Source organism: Fibrobacter sp. UBA7003 (assembly GCA_002449765.1).
In the GTDB taxonomy this organism is placed as follows: Bacteria; Fibrobacterota; Fibrobacteria; order Fibrobacterales; family Fibrobacteraceae; genus Fibrobacter.
In genome coordinates this window covers 180,195-198,441 of record DJXN01000015.1, presented here as the reverse complement: position 1 = coordinate 198,441, position 18,247 = coordinate 180,195, and the positions used below count along the sequence as shown (strand labels likewise).

Below are 18,247 nucleotides of genomic sequence, written 5' to 3'. Positions count from 1 at the left end.
ACAAAGTTCTCCTCCTAACACATAGGTCGCGCGGGCAACCGCGCGACCTTTTTTTCGTCAGGGAACGAGAAGGAACAACCCCCAATTGGGTTTTCAAGCGCGAATTTCCTAAATTTATAGAACAATGTTCTTCGACGCGAAAAAAATCCGCGCTAAGGTTGCGGCTACACTTGCAGGCACATTGCTGCTTACGGGTTCTGCCTTTGCGGCCGGCTTCTACGGCAACCAGAGCGACATCAAGTGGAAGACCGCCGGCACGAAGCATTTCCAGTTCATCTACCCGCAGGAATACACAGAGCACGCTTCCGCACTCTCCGCATACGCAGAAGCGGTCTACGATTCGGTGGTAGGCCGCTACAAGAAGGACTTGCCGGGCCGCGTGAACGCGGTGCTCAACAACGCTCTCTACAGCAACGGCAGCGCCGTCCCGAGCGAAAACGCGGTAAACCTGTGGCTCACCAACTGGGATTTCAAGGTCCGTAGCAGCCACGGCTGGCTCGCCGACGTCATCACGCACGAATTCAGCCACCTGGTGAGCATCGAGAACGGGAGCAAAGTCAAGCCGAGCATCTACGGCGTGCAGCTCAGTTACACCGACTACTACAACGAGCGCATCACGAGCGACTTCGCAACGTTCGTCCCCTTCACGCTGCAACCGCTGTGGTTCGCCGAAGGTACGGCGCAGTTCGAATCTAGCCGCATGGGCTTTGACGCCTGGGACACGCACCGCGACATGCTGTTGCGCGTCGCGGCCCTCAACGATACCCTGCTCCCGCTCGAATACATGCACGATTTCTCGGACAACTCGCTGTTTGCCGAACTCGGCCCCTACACGCAGGGTTTCTCGCTCGTACTCTACATCTCTAAGCATTACGGCGAAGATGCAGTCCCGAAAATCTGGACGGAACTTTCGAAACCCTACCGCGTGACGCTCGACGGGGCGCTCAAGAAGGTTCTCGGCATCAGCGAGAAGGAACTCTACGAAGCGTGGAAAAAGGAAATCACCGAGGCGTACAAGGCGCAGAAGGATTCCCTCGGGCCTCTCGTCGAGGGCACGAAGATTACCGCAGACGCCTTCTGGCAGGACTTCCCCGTAGTCGCGGGCAAGCACCTCTACGGCGTATCGAATTTCGGCGGACCGTGGTTCGACGGTGCGGTTTTCAAGATGCCGCTGAAAGAGACGAAAGATAGCGCAGAAGTCAAGGACAGTACTGCGAAGGAAGACGAAAAGATTGACGGCATCGAAATCGGCCAGATATCTATCGAAGAAGAAACTGACGAAGATTCCACCATCAATATCGGAGACTACGCGAAGAGCGGGTTCCGCGCGAAGAAGCCCTGGTTCGACAAGGGCATCGACGTGTACGACGCCCCGGAGAAAGGCCCGATTCTTGCCTACGTGACGTTCCAAAACCGCGACAAGGACGGGCACGCCCACTTCGACATTGCGGTGAGCGACACGAACAAGAACAAGCTCACCCTCACCCACCTCGTGGACGCGGTCTACCCCGCATTCAGCCCCAAGGGGAACGAAGTCGCCTTCGTACGGCGCGAACCCTACAGCACGCGCTTCGTGCTGAGCAAGGTTCCCTTCACCGCAGACTTCAGCGAATACACGGCAGAAGACCCGATAGACATCTATGTGCCCGACGCGAAGTTCAGGTACTACAACATCTATAGCCCCAAGTACAGCCCCGACGGCAAGCGAATCGCCTTCAGTTTCTTTGACGACGTGCACCGCGGTATCGCCGTGATAGACGCGGACGGCAAGAACATGAAGGTCGTGAGCACCGAGGGCTACGACGAGCGCGACGTGAACTGGATTGACGACAGCAAGATTGTTTTCGCGAGCAACAGGAACGGGATCTTCAACCTCATCGAGAAAAACATCGACACCGGAAACGAACGCCCGCTCACGAACGTGGTCGGCGGTGCATTCACTCCGGTACTTGCAGGCGACACGCTCTACTTTACGCAGTACGACAAGGACGGGTTCTCGCTCTACAAGCTCCAGTATACTCCTGTCGCGATGATAAACGACACGACGATGAACATCGTGGAACGCGACAGTACCATCCAAGTTGCCGATACCGTTTGGAACAACTGCGCGGCAGCTGATTCTACAAAGATCCCCGCCTCCGCGGGGATGACGAAAGAAGAAGCTTCCGCGGGGATGACGAAAGACTCAGCCTCGGTTGACTCTACCGCGGCACTCGCAAACTGCGCATCTGAACCGGTCATCACAATGCGCGACAGCACCATCAAAGTCTACGACACAACCTACACCATCACGCAGAGGCCCGCCCCGAGCGAAATCGTGCTCAAGGGCTCGCCCCTCCCGCGCATCGAGAAGCATATCGAACTAGAAAGCCGCGAATTCGCCGGCACCGAGCGCGACTACAAACCCATCCCGACAGTCCCGCTGTTCATCCCGATGCTCTCGTTCAACGAGAACGCCCCCGACCTCACCGTATTCGGAGAAGGACAACTCAAGGCAAAGATCGGGCTTGCCGCCATCATCGCGGACCCGCTCAAGAAGAACACGGTGCAAGTCGGCCTCCTGCTCGAAATCGGCAACGGAATCGACTACATCAATTCGGGCGGAATCAACCCCAAGCAGGAAAAGGAGTTCTTCGTCGCATGGGAAAACAGGAGCACGCCCATCGACTTCGGATTATCCTATTCCTATGCGAACTACACGAGCAGGGACACCGTGCGCTACGAAGACGTTCGTGCCCACGACGGGGACAGCCTCGGCATCAGCAACTACGCCGTCCCGATGCAGGCGCTTGTGGCAACGGCAGGCTACAGCCCGTTCAAGAGCATCGACACGCTTCAAATTGCCGCAGGTTACGACTGGGCCGATTTCAACCTCTACGAAGACAACTTCGCATGGACCTACCAGAAGCGGTTCAGCGCGATGGCTCTATTCGGCATCTACGGCGACAGCGAAGGCGAGGACGGCACGGGCATCAGTGGCCAGGGCGACGGGGCCGTCATCTCGTACCAGTATTCCAACAGCGACCTGTTCCGTCCGGGAACATTCGCCGAAAGTTTCTACGTCACCGAGAGCGGACAGGCAAAGCCCAAGTACAGGAATTTCAACATCCACGAGTTCGGCCTGAGCCTCTACGGGAGCATCCAGAGCCCGCTCACCGGGGCACGCCTCGCCGCGGGAGCAAAGGTCGGCGGCATATTCAGCTGGGACACCGACTCGAAGGATTCCAGCGGAGCAAAAGTAGACACGCTCGACTCCTACTACTACAGTCCCATCTTGCTCGAAGGCTACCCCTACCTGCGCAGTTCCGAAAACTACACGCGCGCAGGCACCAAGACCGCCATGGCCGAGCTCCACTACCTATTCCCGTTCTACGACGACTGGCGCAAGGGTTTCTGGATTTTCGAGACTCGCGATTTCTATATCGATGCTTTCGCGCAGATCGGCGCCGCCTGGAATTCCAAATGGTTCGACTCCGACAAGTTTACCGACCACGATTTCTGGGACCGTTCCGTAGGGTTCTCGCTGCGCCTGAGCAACAGGATTTTCTACAGCGTCCCGCTCGACATCTCGCTCACGTTCGCCCGCGCCCTCAGCCGCATCGGCGACGAAAATGGCAGAAGCGAAAGCAGGAAGGTCAAACCCATCGACATTCCGCTATTGCCCGACGCGGCATCGCCCACAAAAATAAAGTTTGCTATCGGAATGGGATTTATAAACACCTGGCAATAGGCTGGTCGCCTGCAGCAGGGTCACTTTCTCGAAGCAACCACGAACTCGCGTAATTTTTCCATGGCATCGCTTTCGCGGTTGAACATCAGATTCTCGACGAGGCAACAAAGCCTATAAGGTATTTCGTCGTATGCGGGTTCCAGCTTGGAATCCACCAACACGAAATCCAGTCCCGCCTTGCGCGCATGGTGCAAAAACACGGAGTGGAACACGCCCCGCAAGCTATCGTCGCCTTCAAACAAGCGGCCAATCTTGCTTATGTCGCAAAGGATATGCGCATACGGCAAGTTCACCTTCACGAACTTGCAGATTCTAAAGAAGGTCTCTATTCCCGAGGCCAAATCGATATCCGAAGCGGGGACGTTCGGTTCGAAAAGGACATCCTCGGCATGGAAAGCAAGTTTACCGATAAGCAGGCGATACATCCGTTCCATAATGGCAGACTGACGCTCGAACGTAGTCGCCTCGCCTTCCTCATCCTCGGCACGGAACACGGCGGCAAAGCCATGCTTGCGAATTTCCTCGGCCTTGTAAAGGAACACTTCTTCCCCTTCTCGAAGGCTGACCGATCTTGCAATCCCCTTTCCAAGCACACATTCCATACCTGCGACAAGGGCATCCCACCTTTCCGAACTGACCATGACCGGCAACCGCGCGGATTCATCTTGCAGCAGCAAGCCGTCCAGCTGCGATTCCATGATTTTCTTGGCCTCTTTCTCATCCACATCGACGTCTACCGCAATAACCTTGGCATCGCAAGACTGTTTCCCGATGACAACCACGTCATTTTGCTTCGAGACATCCAGGGCGTCAAGACCGCTCAGAAGCGTGCTGTAACTGCGAGCAGGAATCTTGCGGGGCCGGCATCCCCGGAGCGCCTTTACGACCGTTTTCACCATGGCCGGAGAAGATCCACGACCGCCACCGACAATGTTGACGACACGGGAATCGGCCAACTTCCACATTTCTTCGGCAAGAGCCCTTTCCAAAGCGTTTGCCGCGACCCCGGCGCACAGTCTCTCAAAATCAACGAAGGCACTTACACGCACCGACGCGAGCGAGAAATCCCGGAGGCTGGGCAATATATCGGAAACCTCGGAAGCACACTCCACCCCAAGGCCAAATATCGGGAAACTACTGACGCTATGCCGCAACGCCCCTACGCCCAGCCCCGATGCTAGGTGCGCACCGGAATCAGACACCAATGCCGAAACAATAATCGGATAGAGCATACCGCGTTCGTTGCAAATCTTAAGGACCGCATACAGGGCGGCCTTCGCATCGAGCGAATTCGATATATTTTCAAGCATCAGGACATCCGCACCACCATCCAGAAGTCCCCTGGCTTGTTCGCCGTAGCAATCCACCAGATCCCGGAAAGGAGCCCGCCGTGCCGACGCACCCATGCAGCCCACAACGAACTTGCGTTCGGGAACCTGGCCCAGCTTCCCTGCGCGAGAGTTGAGAATATCGTCGTTGTATTCTTCCACCGCCTGACGCGCGAGTTCCGCGCCCGCCTTCGCGATGTCATAGGCCATCTTGTCCAAGCGATATTCCGTCTGGCCATGGGCATTCGCGTTTCGCGTAACCGTGCGGACAAGGTCCACTCCCGACTCAAGATAGGCCCGGTGCATTTCTTTCACACGGGCCGGAGCCGTAAGACACAGGACCTCGAAATTGCCTTCAAGCGACACGGGATGATCAGCAAACTCGTTGCCGCGGAAATCCTGTTCCGTAAGCGATTGCGTCCCGAACGACGCCACGTAATCCCCGTCCATCACAAGGATCCGTCCGATGCTCGCACGAGAAAGCTCCTGATATGATTTCGAAAGGTTCATGGGATGATTATCGCCCGGACACTATCGTCTGTTCGGGACTTCGCCTGGAAGCAACTGTCCGGGGCTCGTGCGCTGGGCATCGCGGCCCCTGAAATTCGGGTTGTACTGTTTTACCTGCGAAGCCTTCACCTCGGCCTGCAGCTCCATCAAGTGCGTCTCCCACTCCTTCATGGAGTCGTCGAATTCACCGCGAGCCTGCAGCATGAGTTCGCGGAGCTGCAAGAGTTCCTGCATCTGGTCTCGCTTCATGATCCACAGTTCCTCCTCCTCGGGCATTCGCTCGATGTTGAAGAGGATGTTCAGGTAACGCTCTTCCGCTTCCTTGTAGGCCTTATAGGTCTCCTTGTACATCATGTAACGGTCGTCGACCATTGTCTGCTGCGGCGACGGGTGCGTCGTGCATCCCGAAAGGACTGCCGCAAGGGATACGGCGGACAGGGCTATGATTATACGGAGGCAAGCGCGCATGGGCTATTCCTTTTCCGCGCGCTTGATGTTGAAGAGGCGTTCGTGCGTGATGTTGCTCTTGAAGGTGACCGTATCCTTCGTGACCGGGTGCACCATGTAGTGCGTCCCCACCTTCACTTCGCGTTCCTGGCACGGGATGCCCGTCTCGGGGTCGATCATGATTTCGAACTCGGTGTCATATTCCGCCTTGTGGCCGGCAGTGTACGCCTTGAATTTCTCGGGCACGATATTGCTGTTCACGTGCTGCTCCCAGATGTAGTACGGGAAGCTTTCCGTCTCATGCAGGTAAACCTTGTAATCCAGGCAATGGCGGTGGTCGCGGTTCTCGAAGCCCTTCGTCACCACGGAATCAATCTTGATGAGCGCAAAATTCAGGCGTCCCTGGTCCTTGAGCATCTGCGTGATGTTCGCCTTCACGGGCACTGAACCCGTAAGCAGGTGGTCCATTTCCCAGCGATGCTTTTCGAGGCGGCGCAGGTGAGGCTTGTAATCCGGGTTCAAGAGCTGCTTGCGCCAGCGTTCGGGCATCGGGATGTGCGCGAGAAGCGTGTCGTAACCGTCATCGAGGCCCGTAATGCTCGTCACTTCGCGGTCCACGGCAGCAAGGTTCACCTCCTTCACGCGCCATGCAAGTTCGGAGGGCATGAAGTTCTTGAGGTAGCCGCGGGAATTGTTCAAGCGGTACAGGCGCTGCACCTTCGTGGTATCGCCCGCAGTAGAGTAGTTCAGGTCCACATAGGCGGCGGTAATCGTGCCCATCTGCTCTTCGCCCTTCAGGTCAATCGTCGCGAAGTAGCTTTCGGTATAGACCTCCACATCTACAGGCTGTGCAAGCTTGTAGTTGAGCGTAACCTCAGATTCGCCGCACCCGGCAAGGGCAAACGGCAAGGCACAAAAAGCGGCAAGCACCCCAATAGAGGCGAAATGTTTTTCTCTAAGCATCAAAACATCCAAATTATTTCACTTTGTTCTTTACGAGCGTCACTTCCTTAAACGCGAGGAGCCTATCGCCAGCAGTAGCTTCGATAAGAATCGACCCCGGAGCCTTATGACGCGTGAGTTCTGCAGCCGTCATCAGTCCACCGCGCTTGGAATGTCCCTGCAGCGTGTAGACGCTCACTTTCTCGTTCACCTTGGTCTCGTAGTGCCAGATTTCCTTTCCTTTGCTCTTTTCTGTACCTTCGTAGAAGGTTATCTTCAAGGCAGGGAAATCGAAGCCGGTGCCGTAGCGGAACTGGACAATCATCGGATTGATAAGTTCGAACTCGCTGGTCGTATCAACAACCACCTGGTTCGCCGGGTTCCACTCACGACCGCAAACAATCTTCGCTTCTTCAGTGGAACAGGCGGCAAGGAGCGCGCCAAAGGCAACCACAGCAAGCAAAATCAGTTTTCTCATTCTTAAGCCTCCCATTGAGACAAATGTCTACCTAACAAGGTAGCAAAAAAAGCCCTGGAAAGCAAATCAGCGGGCAAGAACGAGCATCATTTCGAGGTGAGGCGTCTGCGGATAGAAGGCAAAGGCCTCGGCGCGCCGGATTTTGAAGCCCTTTTCGGCAAGGAGGGCGGTATCGCGGGCAAGCGTCACCGGGTGGCAGGACACGTAAATCAGGCGGTTCACGGAAGATGCGGCGATGGCATCGAGAGCCTCCTTCGGGAGGCCCGTGCGGGGCGGGTCCACGATGAGCGTCGCGGGGATATCCACCACGTTCTGCGCGAGCCATTCCTCGGCCGGGGCAGAAACGTTTTCTACTACACTTTCAGCACCGCTTGTCACAGATAAATTAACTTTCGCATGCTGCAAGCATTTTTCTTCGCGCTCCACGGTCGTCACGCGCTTGAACTTGTCCAGGAGCATCGCGGCGAAGAACCCTACCCCGCTAAAGAGGTCGATAAGCCATTCGTCGCTCGCCTCGCCGCTTGCAAGGCCCTCGTCCACGGCATCGCGCACGGACTTCACCAGCGCGGGCAACAGCGCGAGATTGCTCTGGAAGAACACGCCCGCATCGGCCTCGATTTTCTTCCCGCAGATTTCGGCGACGCTCACCGCATTCTCGCTGAACTCGTGAGCAGGCATTCCCTCGTAATAGTACGAGATTTCACCCGCGCCGTTATCGAAGAGGTTCACTTCCATCTCGCGGCCGGGGCGGAACTTGCCCGCAAAAATCTCGCGGGCGCGGCCCTGCAAAAAATCGTTGAGAGCGGGCGTCAATACGGGGCAGTTCTTGAACAGCGCCACACTGTTGCTTTCCTGCTTGCGGAACCCGAAACGTACAATCGGCTTGTCGCCGGCCTGGTCGCAAACCACAACGACACGGGCGCGGTTGCGGTAACCCCACGCGGGGCCCGTATGCACAGTGAAACTTTCGGGCAACTCTATGCGGGCGATGCGCCGGAAGTTCTCGCGTTCGACTTGCGCCAGGTATTCCGCCTGTTTCTCGCTATCCAGGTGCTGCAAGCTGCACCCGCCGCACTTGCCGTAGAGCGGGCAGCGCGCCTCTACGCGGTCGGGATTTGCGCCTTCCAGCACTTCCACAACATGCCCGCGGGAAAAATCCTTCTTAGTGAACGTCACCGCCACCTTGCAGAGTTCGCCCGGCAACGCGCCCGCGACAAAGCACACGCGGCCATCAGGCAGGCGCGCCATACCCTCGCCGCCCTGCACCATCTTTTCGATGCGGACTTCGAACACCTCGCGGGCGGGCGCAGAATGTGCGGGGCGAGCAGACGCAGGGCGCTTGTGGCCCGGCCTGCGCGGCTTGCCAGGTTTGTAGAAATTGCGGGACATCGGGCATAAAGATAGAAAAACAGCCCTGCGCAAAGGCAAAAAGCCGTTTTAAAGCACAACAATATAATTCTTTTTTGAAACCTATTCGCAGGGTTCAGCCTGCTCGTACATTTCAGGGGTGATATAAAACTGATAAAACTTCACAAGAGCCCCAATTGTAAGCCCCTCTCCAGTTTCTTTATATGCTTCTATTGTTCGCAAATCTTTGGTTTTATCCTCTACATTCCCTTTGAAATCGATGCATTTCTGCGGTTCTGTCAAAAAAATCAATGTTACGTTTATCGGTGAAGAATCACAGCCATCAACAAAAAGGCCACATTCATAGGAAGGAATATTCTTTTCTCGATTTTCTTCTACATACAAATAATCTTCATTTGCGTTAATATTCGCCGTTATCGTATCTTCTGCAAAAAAAACAACTTTCACATCGAAGCCGGAAATGTTTGTTATGCCATTTAACTGATGGACAACTTGTCCTCCGCAATCAATGCATTCGGAAGAACACGCCATCATTAAGAAAGAAAATAGAAGTATTATTTTTTTCATAGCAGACCTATAATTTTTCCCAATATTCAAATAGTTCATCCATGTCGCTGTCAGTATATTTTCTCCCGCCCTTCCCAGAAGGAAACTTTTCTTTAAGATATTTTTTTAGAGAACTCATTGAATTTGAGTTAAAGAAGGCCGTTTCAACATCCTTGATATTGAATCCCGATACATTGTCTATACCTCGTTTTAAATCTGCCGTAGACTTTGTATCATCAATCAAATCAGCGACTAATCCTGTATAGTCATGAAAATAACTAGGTATATTCTTTTTGTCTTTAGTAGAAAAGTAAACGCCTGGATTCCCATATCGTTCCTTGGCGAAGAACATCTCTATACCCCTTGCATAAGTTTCCAGATAAATGGTTTTTAAATCAGAATATGTACCCTTCTTCTGATTCGTATATTGAGATATATGCGATGATTCGTGAATTGTTGTTCTATAGATTATTTTGGAATCAAATCCATACGCCAAAACGGAAATTTTATCATCGTGAAAAAAAGATGGATTCGTTTGTGTACATCCAATTGTTTCGCCCGTGCATTTGACATCCTCCATATAATCCTCTTTATTTTCATAATAAACAATAATGTCCATGCTCATGTTGCTTGCTGTATTTGTTCTAGGCTTTTTCAAACCGTATCTTTCTCCGTACCAGTACTGATATGCCGCGGTCCATACAACGCACCACTTGGCCTTATTACCTGTAAATGTTTCCTTCCAGTCACCACTCATGTCGTTTTTCTCTATCTCAAGATCCTCCCCATAACCCGAATGACCATCTTCCAGCAAGAAATCCTCGGCATCAAAGTTCGCTTCATAGTCGATGTCGAAATTCCATTTTTCTGGAATCTTGAATTTCCCTTCAGCATCGGTGTGCGCTTCTCGCCAATAATAAGAGTATCCACCCGTAACACGAACCCCTTCAAGCGGTTGGACCCCTAACGAGTCATCCTTAAATTTCAGTTGACCGCCATGCTTTTTCCCGCCACCAAGCAGAGACCATGCCGCAGCTGGCAACTCTCCGATTTCACGTTTCCGCAATTTTGCCCGTTCTTCAATATAACCCGTCATTGTCATCGATTCCCACTGCACTTCATGGAGGGATATGCCCATGTCCGCAAGTTTTTCAAGCGTAGAACCGCTGGATTTGCGAGCAGCTTTTTTCAAAAGCGCTCTTTCCGTGGTCGCCGAATCAGTCTCTTCAACGCATTCGTCTTCTTCGCAGTCGCCATCTAGAGGCTCAACAAGAAAAAGTTCCTTGATGACTTCGTATTTCGTGGGCCCGAACTTGTAGTCTACTGGGACGGTAGCAAACAACGGAATAATGGAATCGGGAAGTGTCGGATCGATATAAACGACTGGCTTACGGATGTGTTTGTAGTCTAGAGGGTGCTTGAAAAGGACAAGCGATGTGTCGTATTTCTTAAGCTCCGCAGCCCCCCTTTTACCATCGGCAAGAAAGCGAACGTAAAGGTAGTTGGGGGCCAGACTCATTTGCTCTACGTCGGCCGTATCGGCGGCTCTTTTTGCTAGAATTCGATTGCGCATTGCCTTGCTCATGTTCTCGACAGAATAGGGGTCGTTCGCAGGATCACTCACGATGGGGCTTGTAAGAATGTTGACGCCGGTCACTTCGTGTTCCTGAGCGACACTTATTGTCCCCACTACGCTATCCGACGAATCAACGGAATTACTACAGGCGACAAGCAAAAATCCCAAAACTAAAAACGGAATATTTCTTTTCACCGTACAATCCAAGACAAATTCATCAGCAATAATTTATTTTGAAACTTTCGCCAAGTCAACAGAAATTCTTGTAAAATAATTCAAACGAATGGCCCGGTACAAGTGCAAAAAATCGAATTTGAGGATAAAAACCAAAAAAAGACGAAGAAACGGGGCAAAACCTTTCATTTTCACCGCAAAAATCAAATTTTGCAACCATTTTTAACCCGCGACAGCAACACTTTGTCGGCAAAACACGCCCGCTATCCCCTTAATGGTCAAAAGCGGGCCTTTTTTGGTTCATTTTTCTATATTTCGCCCGAAATTGTACCATGACGACCATTCTCTTGCCAGATACGCTCACGGCGGCGAACAGCAAAGACCTGCTGAGGAATTGCACTAGGCAACTCCGTAGCGGCGCGCTGTGCCTTGACGGGAGCAACCTAGCAAGCATGGACTACAGCGGAGACGCGTTCTTCGCGCTCCTCGCCGAACTTTCCGAAAAGACGGGCAACACGCTTACCCTCGCCCACTTCAACGCCGACATCAAGGCGCACCTTTCGGCACTCCGCAAGATGGAGCCGCCCGCAAGGCCCGCGAAGGGCACGAACAACGTTCTCGAGATGCTCGGCGGCATCGGATTCGCCGTGCTGAAGGAATCCTTCGAAGTCCTGACGCTCCTGTTCATGTCCATCTACTGGACCATCTTTGGCCCGTTCGACAAGGGCAAAATTCATTTTGGCGGTGTCGCCAAGCAGATGTTCAAGCTCGGGAGCGAAGCCATGGGAATATGCTTCTTGATGGTCGCCCTCATCTGCCTTACGATGGCGCTCCAGAGTTCCATCATGCTGAATGCGGTGGGCGGCGGCTCCTACCTCGCCTCGGGCCTCGGCTTCCTCATCTTCGCAGAAATCGGCCCACTCCTCACGACCATCATCCTCGCGGGCCGCTCGGGCAGTGCCGTCGCCGCCGAAATCGCAAACATGAGCGTGTGCGAAGAAGTCAAGGCCATCAAGTCGATGGCTATCCCTCCGGTGCAGTACCTGGTGGTGCCGCGCTTTATTGCCATGAGCATCGCGACGCCAATTCTCTCGTTCTGCGCCTCCATTTTCGGGTGCTTCTCCGGGTTCCTCATCGCGTACTTCTTCTGCGACATTTCTTTTTCCAACTACATGATGGGCATCCGCGACGGCATCGCGCCCATCACGTTCCTAAAGAGCAGCATCAAGGCGCTCGTCTTCGGCTGGATAGTGACGCTCATCGCCTGCAACAAGGGTCTGAACGCGCACGGCGGTGCCGAGGCCGTGGGTAAGGCAACCACATCGAGCGTGGTCGCCGCAATTTGCTGCATCGTGCTCGCCGACACCCTCTTCGCCTTCATATTCTACTAGGAGCAGCAATGGAAGAAATCCTGAAAGTAGACCACCTGAAGGCAAGTTACGGGCGCGAGTCCATTCTGAAGGATATTTCCTTCGGCGTGAAGCGCGGCGAAATCCGCATGGTGCTCGGGAGTTCGGGCTGCGGCAAGTCGACGCTCCTGAACAACATCCTGAAGTTCATCAAGTCCGACGCGGGCACCATCACCTACTTCGGCAAGACCTTCGGGCCCAAGGAAGGGCTCGACAGCGAGACCCGCATGCGCACGGGCGTGCTCTTCCAGAGCGGCGCCCTCATCGCCGACCTGACCATCGCCGAGAATGCGATGTTGCCGCTCAAGCGCAGCATGCCCTACATGCCCAAGAGCCAGATGGAAGCCATCGTGGCCGACCGCCTGGAGAAGGTGCACCTGCTGCACGCCTTCCACAAGTACCCGGGCGAAATTTCGGGCGGCATGAAGAAGCGCGCAGCCCTCGCCCGCGCCATCGCGCTCAAGCCGGAACTGCTCTTTTGCGACGAACCTTCCACGGGCCTCGACCCGGTAACGGCCCGCTCCCTCGACGAACTTTTGCTCGAACTGCGCGACACGCTCAAGGTATCGATGGTCATCGTGAGCCACGAACTCGAGAGCATCAAGATTATCTGCGACCGTTTTGTGTACCTCAAGGACGGCTACGTGCTCAAGGACGCCTCGCTGCAAGAAGGCATGGAGTCTGACAACCCCACGTTACGCCACTTTTTCAACCGGCAGTGCCCCAAGGAGGAATACTCCGAAGGACTCTACCACTTTAATTTTATAGATTGATTCGGAGAAACGATGGAAACCACCCGATCCGAAAGAATTAAACTTGGCGCGTTCATGCTGCTATGCGGAATACTCATCTGCGTATTCCTGGGCTATGTGCTCAAGCGCTACCTGAGCGAACAGTACGACAACTACTACACCATCTTCGACACCTCGGTGAACGGGCTCTTTGTTGACGCAAAGGTCAAGCTGAACGGCATCGACGTGGGTAGCGTCACGCGCATCACGATAAACGAAGAGAACCTGAACGAAGTCGTGGTCAATTTCAAGGTCACGCACGGCACGCCCATCAAGATTGGCACCCGCGCGGGCATGACGGCGGGCATGAACCTCACCGGCGAAAAGCAGGTGGTACTCTCGGGCGGCTCGTTCTCGGAACCGAACGTGCCCGAAGGAGGGCTCGTGCCGGCGGAAGTCTCGCACTTCGACCACATCACGAGCCAGGCGGGCAACATCGTCGCACACGTGGATTCCGTACTCGTTAACATCAACACGCTGCTCTCGGCCGAAAATGCGGAGAACCTGAGCAAGGCCATCAAGAATTTCGAAACCATGACGGCGAACCTGAGCCGCGTCACGCAGGGCATGGCAAAGCCCATCGAGAACATTTCCAAGTCCGCCGAATCGATGCACCGCGTGATGGGCGAAATCGAAGAAGCGAAGATTGCCGCGAAGGCGGGCGAAGACCTCGACATTCTGAAGCAGAAACTCGACGCCATCGACACGAAGGCGATGAACGAGAATTTGACGAAGGCGATGGAATCCATCAGCCAGCTCTCGAAGCGGCTCGACGGCATGGTCTACAAGAACCAGGACCAGGTGGGCGAAGCCATCGTGGAACTGAACGCCGTACTCGAGAATCTCGAAGAGTTCAGCCAGAAAATCAAGAACAACCCCTCCGCGCTCATCCGCGAACCCGCGAAGACCCGCCGCAAATAAGGAGAGAGCATGAAGAAGTTTACGTTTGCATTTTTAACCGCGGCCCTTGCCGCCATGACGCTTACCGCATGCTTTGGCGGAAGCACGAGCGAACCCACCCGCTACTTCACGCTCGCCGTCGAAAACATCGACATGCCGGCCGCAGGCGATGCCAGCGGCCGCCTGCAGGTGCGCAAGTTCACCATCGACCAGGCCTACCAGAGGAACAACATCGTCTACCGCGAATCCGCTTACGACTTCATGTTCTACGACCTGGACCTGTGGGCATCTCGCCCCGAGCAAATGGTGGCGCAGGTCGCCGCAGAATACATCGTGAAAAGCGGGCTTTTCGCATCGGTCGATACCCGCGCCTCGGGCAAACCCGATTTTGAACTCCTGGGCCACATCGACGCCATCGAGGAAATCGACGAAGGCAGCAACCAGTATGCACGCCTTTCCCTCAAGCTTACGCTCCAGAAACCCGACAGCGACGCTCCCCTCTGGGAAAAGCGTTTTGACGAAAGGCAATCCGTGAGCAGTCGCGAACCCCGCCTTGTGGCAGAGGCCATCTCGAAGCTCCTCGGCAAGTACATGGAAGAGGCCCTCGGGGCCATCGCCGGCGCAGGCAAGTAAATCTGGCGCGAGAATGCCTGTGCGGTGTAAGAATGCCCGCACAGTGTAATTTTCGCAGACAAAAACACATTTTTCGCGAAATTGGGGGATTAAACCTCGCAAAAGTTCTCGTTCAATCCCCAATTTTCAGAACAAATTAACTCATTTTTCTTCAAAAGTGACCTCCGCCCCTCCTTTTTCACTCTCCAATGGGGATTAAATTGCCCAAAAAGCAGCTTTTAATCCCCATCTGTCCCTTTTTTCGAGCAAAAGCTTACAAACAAGCTATCAAAATGGGGATTAAACCATAAAATAATTTGCCTTTTAATCCCCAATTTCGGCTTTTTCGGACACTTCAACCGCCAAACACGTCCAAAACTCGGCATTTTCGGGCATTTCGCAGTATTTTAGCGTATAAAAACGCACATTCGTTGTAAAAAAAAGTGAAGGTTTAATCGCTTTGCTTTTTTTGATTTTAAATTTAAGATGGGTTTGGTTGCATACTTAAAATACGGTATGGTGTACAAGATGTTTGACAGTTTCTTTACGCAAAAGATTGTCCCCGCGACGCTCGCCTTCGGGCTTGGGCTCGCACTTCAAGGCTGTTCCGACAACCCTTCCTCGGCAAAGGGCGAAGATATTCCTATCCCCAAGGAAGAACTCCACGTCTCGGACAACCCGATTCTTTCCCTTACCGAGATCTCTGCACTCAACCTCTCGTGGCTCGACCACGAAGGCGATGACCCCGCCTGGGTCGAAATCTACAACTCGAGCAACAAGGACATAAACCTCAAGGGTTACTCACTCGTCGAGAATCTCGCGAACCCGCAAAAATGGGTATTCCGCAACGAGACCGTTCCCGCAGGCACCTACCGTACCGTATTCCTCGACAAAAAGGACATCTCCAATATCGAAGGTTTGGTAGATGGAGTCGACGACGAAGGCCACGTACTCCACGCGCGCACGCACACGAACTGGAAACTCGACAAGAAGGGCGGGACGCTCTACATCATCGACAACCACAACGCCATCCACGACAGCCTCCCCTACCCGGAACTCATGCCCGGCATCAGCTATGGCAAGGTTACCGATGGCAGTCTTATGTATTTCGCAACAGCGACCCCCGAAGCGGCAAACAACGAAGCAGGCGCATACGCAACCCTCGCTCCCGCATTCGACTTCGGCACCAAGAGTGCAGGTTTCTACCCTAGCGAAATCACGCTCGACCCGCCCGCCGTACCGGAAGGCACGACAGTCCGTTGCACACAGAATGGCTCCAAGCCGACCGAAGCGTCACCCGAATTCAACGCGCCCAAGGCTATCTCGGCAAACACGGTTCTCCGCTGCGCCGCGTTCCAGCCCGGAGCACTCACCACGAGCGTCATCACCAAGACATTCTTTATCGGCGAAAACGTGCGCATGCCGGTCGTCGCTGTCAGCGTCGATTCCGCTTTTTTCAAGGAGAGCTACATCAAGACCAACGCGGATTCTCCTAAGAGCGCCCCCGCAGGACTCTTCGAAGAAAAAGAATACCCCGTGCATGTAGAATACTTCCCCGACGGCAGCAAGTCCACAGCACCCGCATGGGAAGTCGACGCTGGCATTTCCATCATGGGCGGTTACAGCAGGCTCAAGGACAAGAAGTCCGTCGCCGTCGTGATGCGCGAAGAATACCAGGACGGCAAGATCAACTACCCGCTGTTCGAAACCCGCAAGGACATCAACAGCAAGTTCCGCGGATTCAACCTGAGAAACAACGGAAACCGCTTCGTGAGCGACTACATCGGCGACGCGATGGGTGGAGCAATTCTCGAAGGGAGTGGCGTCGACTACCAGCGTAGCCGCCAGGTGGTGGTGTTCTACAACGGACGCTACTACGGCATCCACGACATGCGCGAACGCTTCAACAAGCATTACGTAGAAACAAACTACGGCATCGACGCGAACACGGTCACGATGGTAAAGCACCTGGGCCACGATGTCACCGCAAGCAACGGATCTGTCGACGAATACAAGACGCTCCTGAGTTTTGTGGCGCAGAACGACTTCAGCGGCGAAGGCAACAAGAACTACGAGATGGTGAAGACTCTCATGGACGTCGGCAACTTCGCCGACTACATGGCGGCCGAAATCTACATCCACAACGGCGACTGGCCGAACAACAACGTCCGCGCCTGGAAGAGCCCTGAGCAGCCGTGGAAGTTCATGGTCTACGACCTCGACCACGGATTCGACTGGATGTGGGGCGTGAACGGAGGCGAGTTCAACCAGAACAACGAGATGTTCCCGTGGATAAAGAAGGGTGGCGGCAACAAGCCCTGCAAGGACGAAGGTTGCTTTGCGAACCTGTACATCCAGCTCATCCAGAACCCGGAATTCCAGCGCGTATTCCTGAACCGCTCCGCCATGATGTTCCAGAACAACGCGAACGGCGATAACGTGACGCGCGTTGTCGACGCGATGACGGCAACCATCGACACGGCCGAAATGACTCGCGACCTGAAGAAATTCAAGCAGAACGAAATGTACTACGAAAACGCCTGCGGCAAGGGATTCAGCAAAACGGGTTCCTGCCTCAAGGAATGGTCTATGATCCGTAACGGGAACGTCGTCGACGAGTACAAAAAAGAATTCGGGCTCTCCGGCATGGTGACCGTGAACCTGAACGTTAGCGGCAGCGGCTACATCTCTGTAGAAGGCCGACCGGCACCCGCCCCCACCTATGCGGGCAAGTTCTTCGCGGGCATCGGGATGCTTATCACTGCGACCCCGACAAACGGCTCCGTATTTACCGGATGGAGCGACGGAGAGACCGCAGCCACGCGATTCATTGTCAACGAAGACGGCGCCACCTACACCGCCATCTTCAAGTAGACCCCTCGTTCTGTCCCAAAATGCACGGGGCACTTGACCCCGTCGCTTTTTGTGTTTATATTGTCTTATGATTCTGAACAAAGGACGGTATTTATGCATAGACAAGATCTTCCCGAATTGGCCAAGTCCTACCTGTTCAACGTAAAGATTACGTTCGAGAACGTCCCTCAAGGCAAGGAAGAAGAATTCGACGACCTTGCAAACAACCTATCAGCTCGCTGCAGAAAGATCAAGTTTCTCAAAGAAAACACAAGCGACGTTTTTACCATCGTAGAAGTATCCTTCGACGAGTTCGAGGACTACCTCGTCACCACCTGCATCAAGAACGAGTACCTCAAGAGCTTCCGCATGGTCATCATCCACTATTCCTCCGACATGAAGCCCGTGTACGAAGAAAAGTTCTTTGACTGCAAGGCAGTCTATGTGGAGGAATTCGCCTACGACAAGTTCGAAACGAACCAGGAACGGATGGTCAAGACCATCGGCATCAAGTGCAAGCGCGGCCACTAGGGAAGCAAGCGCGGCCACTAGGGACGAATCTTAGGGAGGGCCAGCCCCATAG

General features: G+C 54.1%; 14 protein-coding genes. 7 read left to right on the top strand and 7 right to left on the bottom strand.

Features of this window, described 5'->3' with window-relative positions:
• Positions 1-124 precede the first annotated feature (124 nt).
• Complete coding sequence (locus tag B2952_RS12920; RefSeq protein WP_290733497.1) at positions 125-3,730, top strand: hypothetical protein; 3,606 nt, start codon at positions 125-127, stop codon at positions 3,728-3,730.
• Positions 3,731-3,750: 20 nt separating this feature from the next.
• Here the strand turns inward: B2952_RS12920 and B2952_RS12915 are convergent, their stop codons facing one another.
• The 7 genes from B2952_RS12915 to B2952_RS12885 all read right to left on the bottom strand — a co-directional run bounded on the left by B2952_RS12915 (position 3,751) and on the right by B2952_RS12885 (position 11,120).
• Positions 3,751-5,568, bottom strand: coding sequence for a homocysteine S-methyltransferase family protein (locus B2952_RS12915; protein ID WP_290733495.1), 1,818 nt, complete (start codon positions 5,566-5,568; stop codon positions 3,751-3,753).
• A 21-nt stretch (positions 5,569-5,589) separates the two neighbouring features.
• Complete coding sequence (locus B2952_RS12910) at positions 5,590-6,036, bottom strand: hypothetical protein (protein WP_173382296.1); 447 nt, start codon at positions 6,034-6,036, stop codon at positions 5,590-5,592.
• Between the two features lie 3 nt (positions 6,037-6,039).
• Positions 6,040-6,978 (bottom strand): hypothetical protein, encoded by a 939-nt coding sequence (locus tag B2952_RS12905; RefSeq protein ID WP_290733493.1) that lies wholly within the window; start codon positions 6,976-6,978, stop codon positions 6,040-6,042.
• Positions 6,979-6,991: 13 nt separating this feature from the next.
• Complete coding sequence (locus B2952_RS12900) at positions 6,992-7,435, bottom strand: hypothetical protein (protein WP_173382295.1); 444 nt, start codon at positions 7,433-7,435, stop codon at positions 6,992-6,994.
• Positions 7,436-7,501: 66 nt separating this feature from the next.
• A complete protein-coding gene (locus B2952_RS12895) occupies positions 7,502-8,824 on the bottom strand; it encodes a class I SAM-dependent RNA methyltransferase (protein WP_290733491.1) in 1,323 nt (440 codons plus the stop codon).
• A gap of 81 nt (positions 8,825-8,905) precedes the next feature.
• On the bottom strand, positions 8,906-9,370 hold the full coding sequence (locus B2952_RS12890; protein ID WP_290730919.1) for a hypothetical protein: 465 nt from the start codon (positions 9,368-9,370) through the stop codon (positions 8,906-8,908).
• A gap of 7 nt (positions 9,371-9,377) precedes the next feature.
• Positions 9,378-11,120 carry a hypothetical protein gene (locus tag B2952_RS12885; RefSeq protein WP_290733489.1) on the bottom strand — a complete coding sequence of 581 codons (1,743 nt, stop codon included), beginning with the start codon at positions 11,118-11,120 and terminating at the stop codon, positions 9,378-9,380.
• 311 nt (positions 11,121-11,431) lie between these two features.
• On the opposite strand from B2952_RS12885, the gene B2952_RS12880 reads away from it, so the two are divergent.
• The 6 genes from B2952_RS12880 to B2952_RS12855 all read left to right on the top strand — a co-directional run bounded on the left by B2952_RS12880 (position 11,432) and on the right by B2952_RS12855 (position 18,195).
• Positions 11,432-12,490: an MlaE family ABC transporter permease gene (locus B2952_RS12880; RefSeq protein ID WP_290733485.1), complete on the top strand. Its 1,059-nt coding sequence runs from the start codon at positions 11,432-11,434 to the stop codon at positions 12,488-12,490.
• Positions 12,491-12,498: 8 nt separating this feature from the next.
• Positions 12,499-13,281, top strand: a complete 783-nt coding sequence (locus B2952_RS12875; RefSeq protein ID WP_290733483.1) for an ABC transporter ATP-binding protein — start codon at positions 12,499-12,501, stop codon at positions 13,279-13,281.
• Positions 13,282-13,293: 12 nt separating this feature from the next.
• Positions 13,294-14,220: an MlaD family protein gene (locus B2952_RS12870; RefSeq protein ID WP_290733481.1), complete on the top strand. Its 927-nt coding sequence runs from the start codon at positions 13,294-13,296 to the stop codon at positions 14,218-14,220.
• 9 nt (positions 14,221-14,229) lie between these two features.
• Positions 14,230-14,832 (top strand): ABC-type transport auxiliary lipoprotein family protein, encoded by a 603-nt coding sequence (locus B2952_RS12865; protein ID WP_290722626.1) that lies wholly within the window; start codon positions 14,230-14,232, stop codon positions 14,830-14,832.
• 495 nt (positions 14,833-15,327) lie between these two features.
• Positions 15,328-17,685: a CotH kinase family protein gene (locus B2952_RS12860; RefSeq protein ID WP_290722624.1), complete on the top strand. Its 2,358-nt coding sequence runs from the start codon at positions 15,328-15,330 to the stop codon at positions 17,683-17,685.
• Positions 17,686-17,778: 93 nt separating this feature from the next.
• Positions 17,779-18,195 (top strand): hypothetical protein, encoded by a 417-nt coding sequence (locus B2952_RS12855; protein ID WP_290730936.1) that lies wholly within the window; start codon positions 17,779-17,781, stop codon positions 18,193-18,195.
• Positions 18,196-18,247 lie beyond the last annotated feature (52 nt).

Coding starts and splice junctions, on each gene's coding strand:
- B2952_RS12920 (WP_290733497.1), top strand. CDS start 125: ATGTTCTTCGACGCGAAAAAAATCCGCGCTAAGGTTGCGGCTACACTT.
- B2952_RS12915 (WP_290733495.1), bottom strand. CDS start 5,568: ATGAACCTTTCGAAATCATATCAGGAGCTTTCTCGTGCGAGCATCGGA.
- B2952_RS12910 (WP_173382296.1), bottom strand. CDS start 6,036: ATGCGCGCTTGCCTCCGTATAATCATAGCCCTGTCCGCCGTATCCCTT.
- B2952_RS12905 (WP_290733493.1), bottom strand. CDS start 6,978: ATGCTTAGAGAAAAACATTTCGCCTCTATTGGGGTGCTTGCCGCTTTT.
- B2952_RS12900 (WP_173382295.1), bottom strand. CDS start 7,435: ATGAGAAAACTGATTTTGCTTGCTGTGGTTGCCTTTGGCGCGCTCCTT.
- B2952_RS12895 (WP_290733491.1), bottom strand. CDS start 8,824: ATGTCCCGCAATTTCTACAAACCTGGCAAGCCGCGCAGGCCGGGCCAC.
- B2952_RS12890 (WP_290730919.1), bottom strand. CDS start 9,370: ATGAAAAAAATAATACTTCTATTTTCTTTCTTAATGATGGCGTGTTCT.
- B2952_RS12880 (WP_290733485.1), top strand. CDS start 11,432: ATGACGACCATTCTCTTGCCAGATACGCTCACGGCGGCGAACAGCAAA.
- B2952_RS12875 (WP_290733483.1), top strand. CDS start 12,499: ATGGAAGAAATCCTGAAAGTAGACCACCTGAAGGCAAGTTACGGGCGC.
- B2952_RS12870 (WP_290733481.1), top strand. CDS start 13,294: ATGGAAACCACCCGATCCGAAAGAATTAAACTTGGCGCGTTCATGCTG.
- B2952_RS12865 (WP_290722626.1), top strand. CDS start 14,230: ATGAAGAAGTTTACGTTTGCATTTTTAACCGCGGCCCTTGCCGCCATG.
- B2952_RS12860 (WP_290722624.1), top strand. CDS start 15,328: ATGGTGTACAAGATGTTTGACAGTTTCTTTACGCAAAAGATTGTCCCC.
- B2952_RS12855 (WP_290730936.1), top strand. CDS start 17,779: ATGCATAGACAAGATCTTCCCGAATTGGCCAAGTCCTACCTGTTCAAC.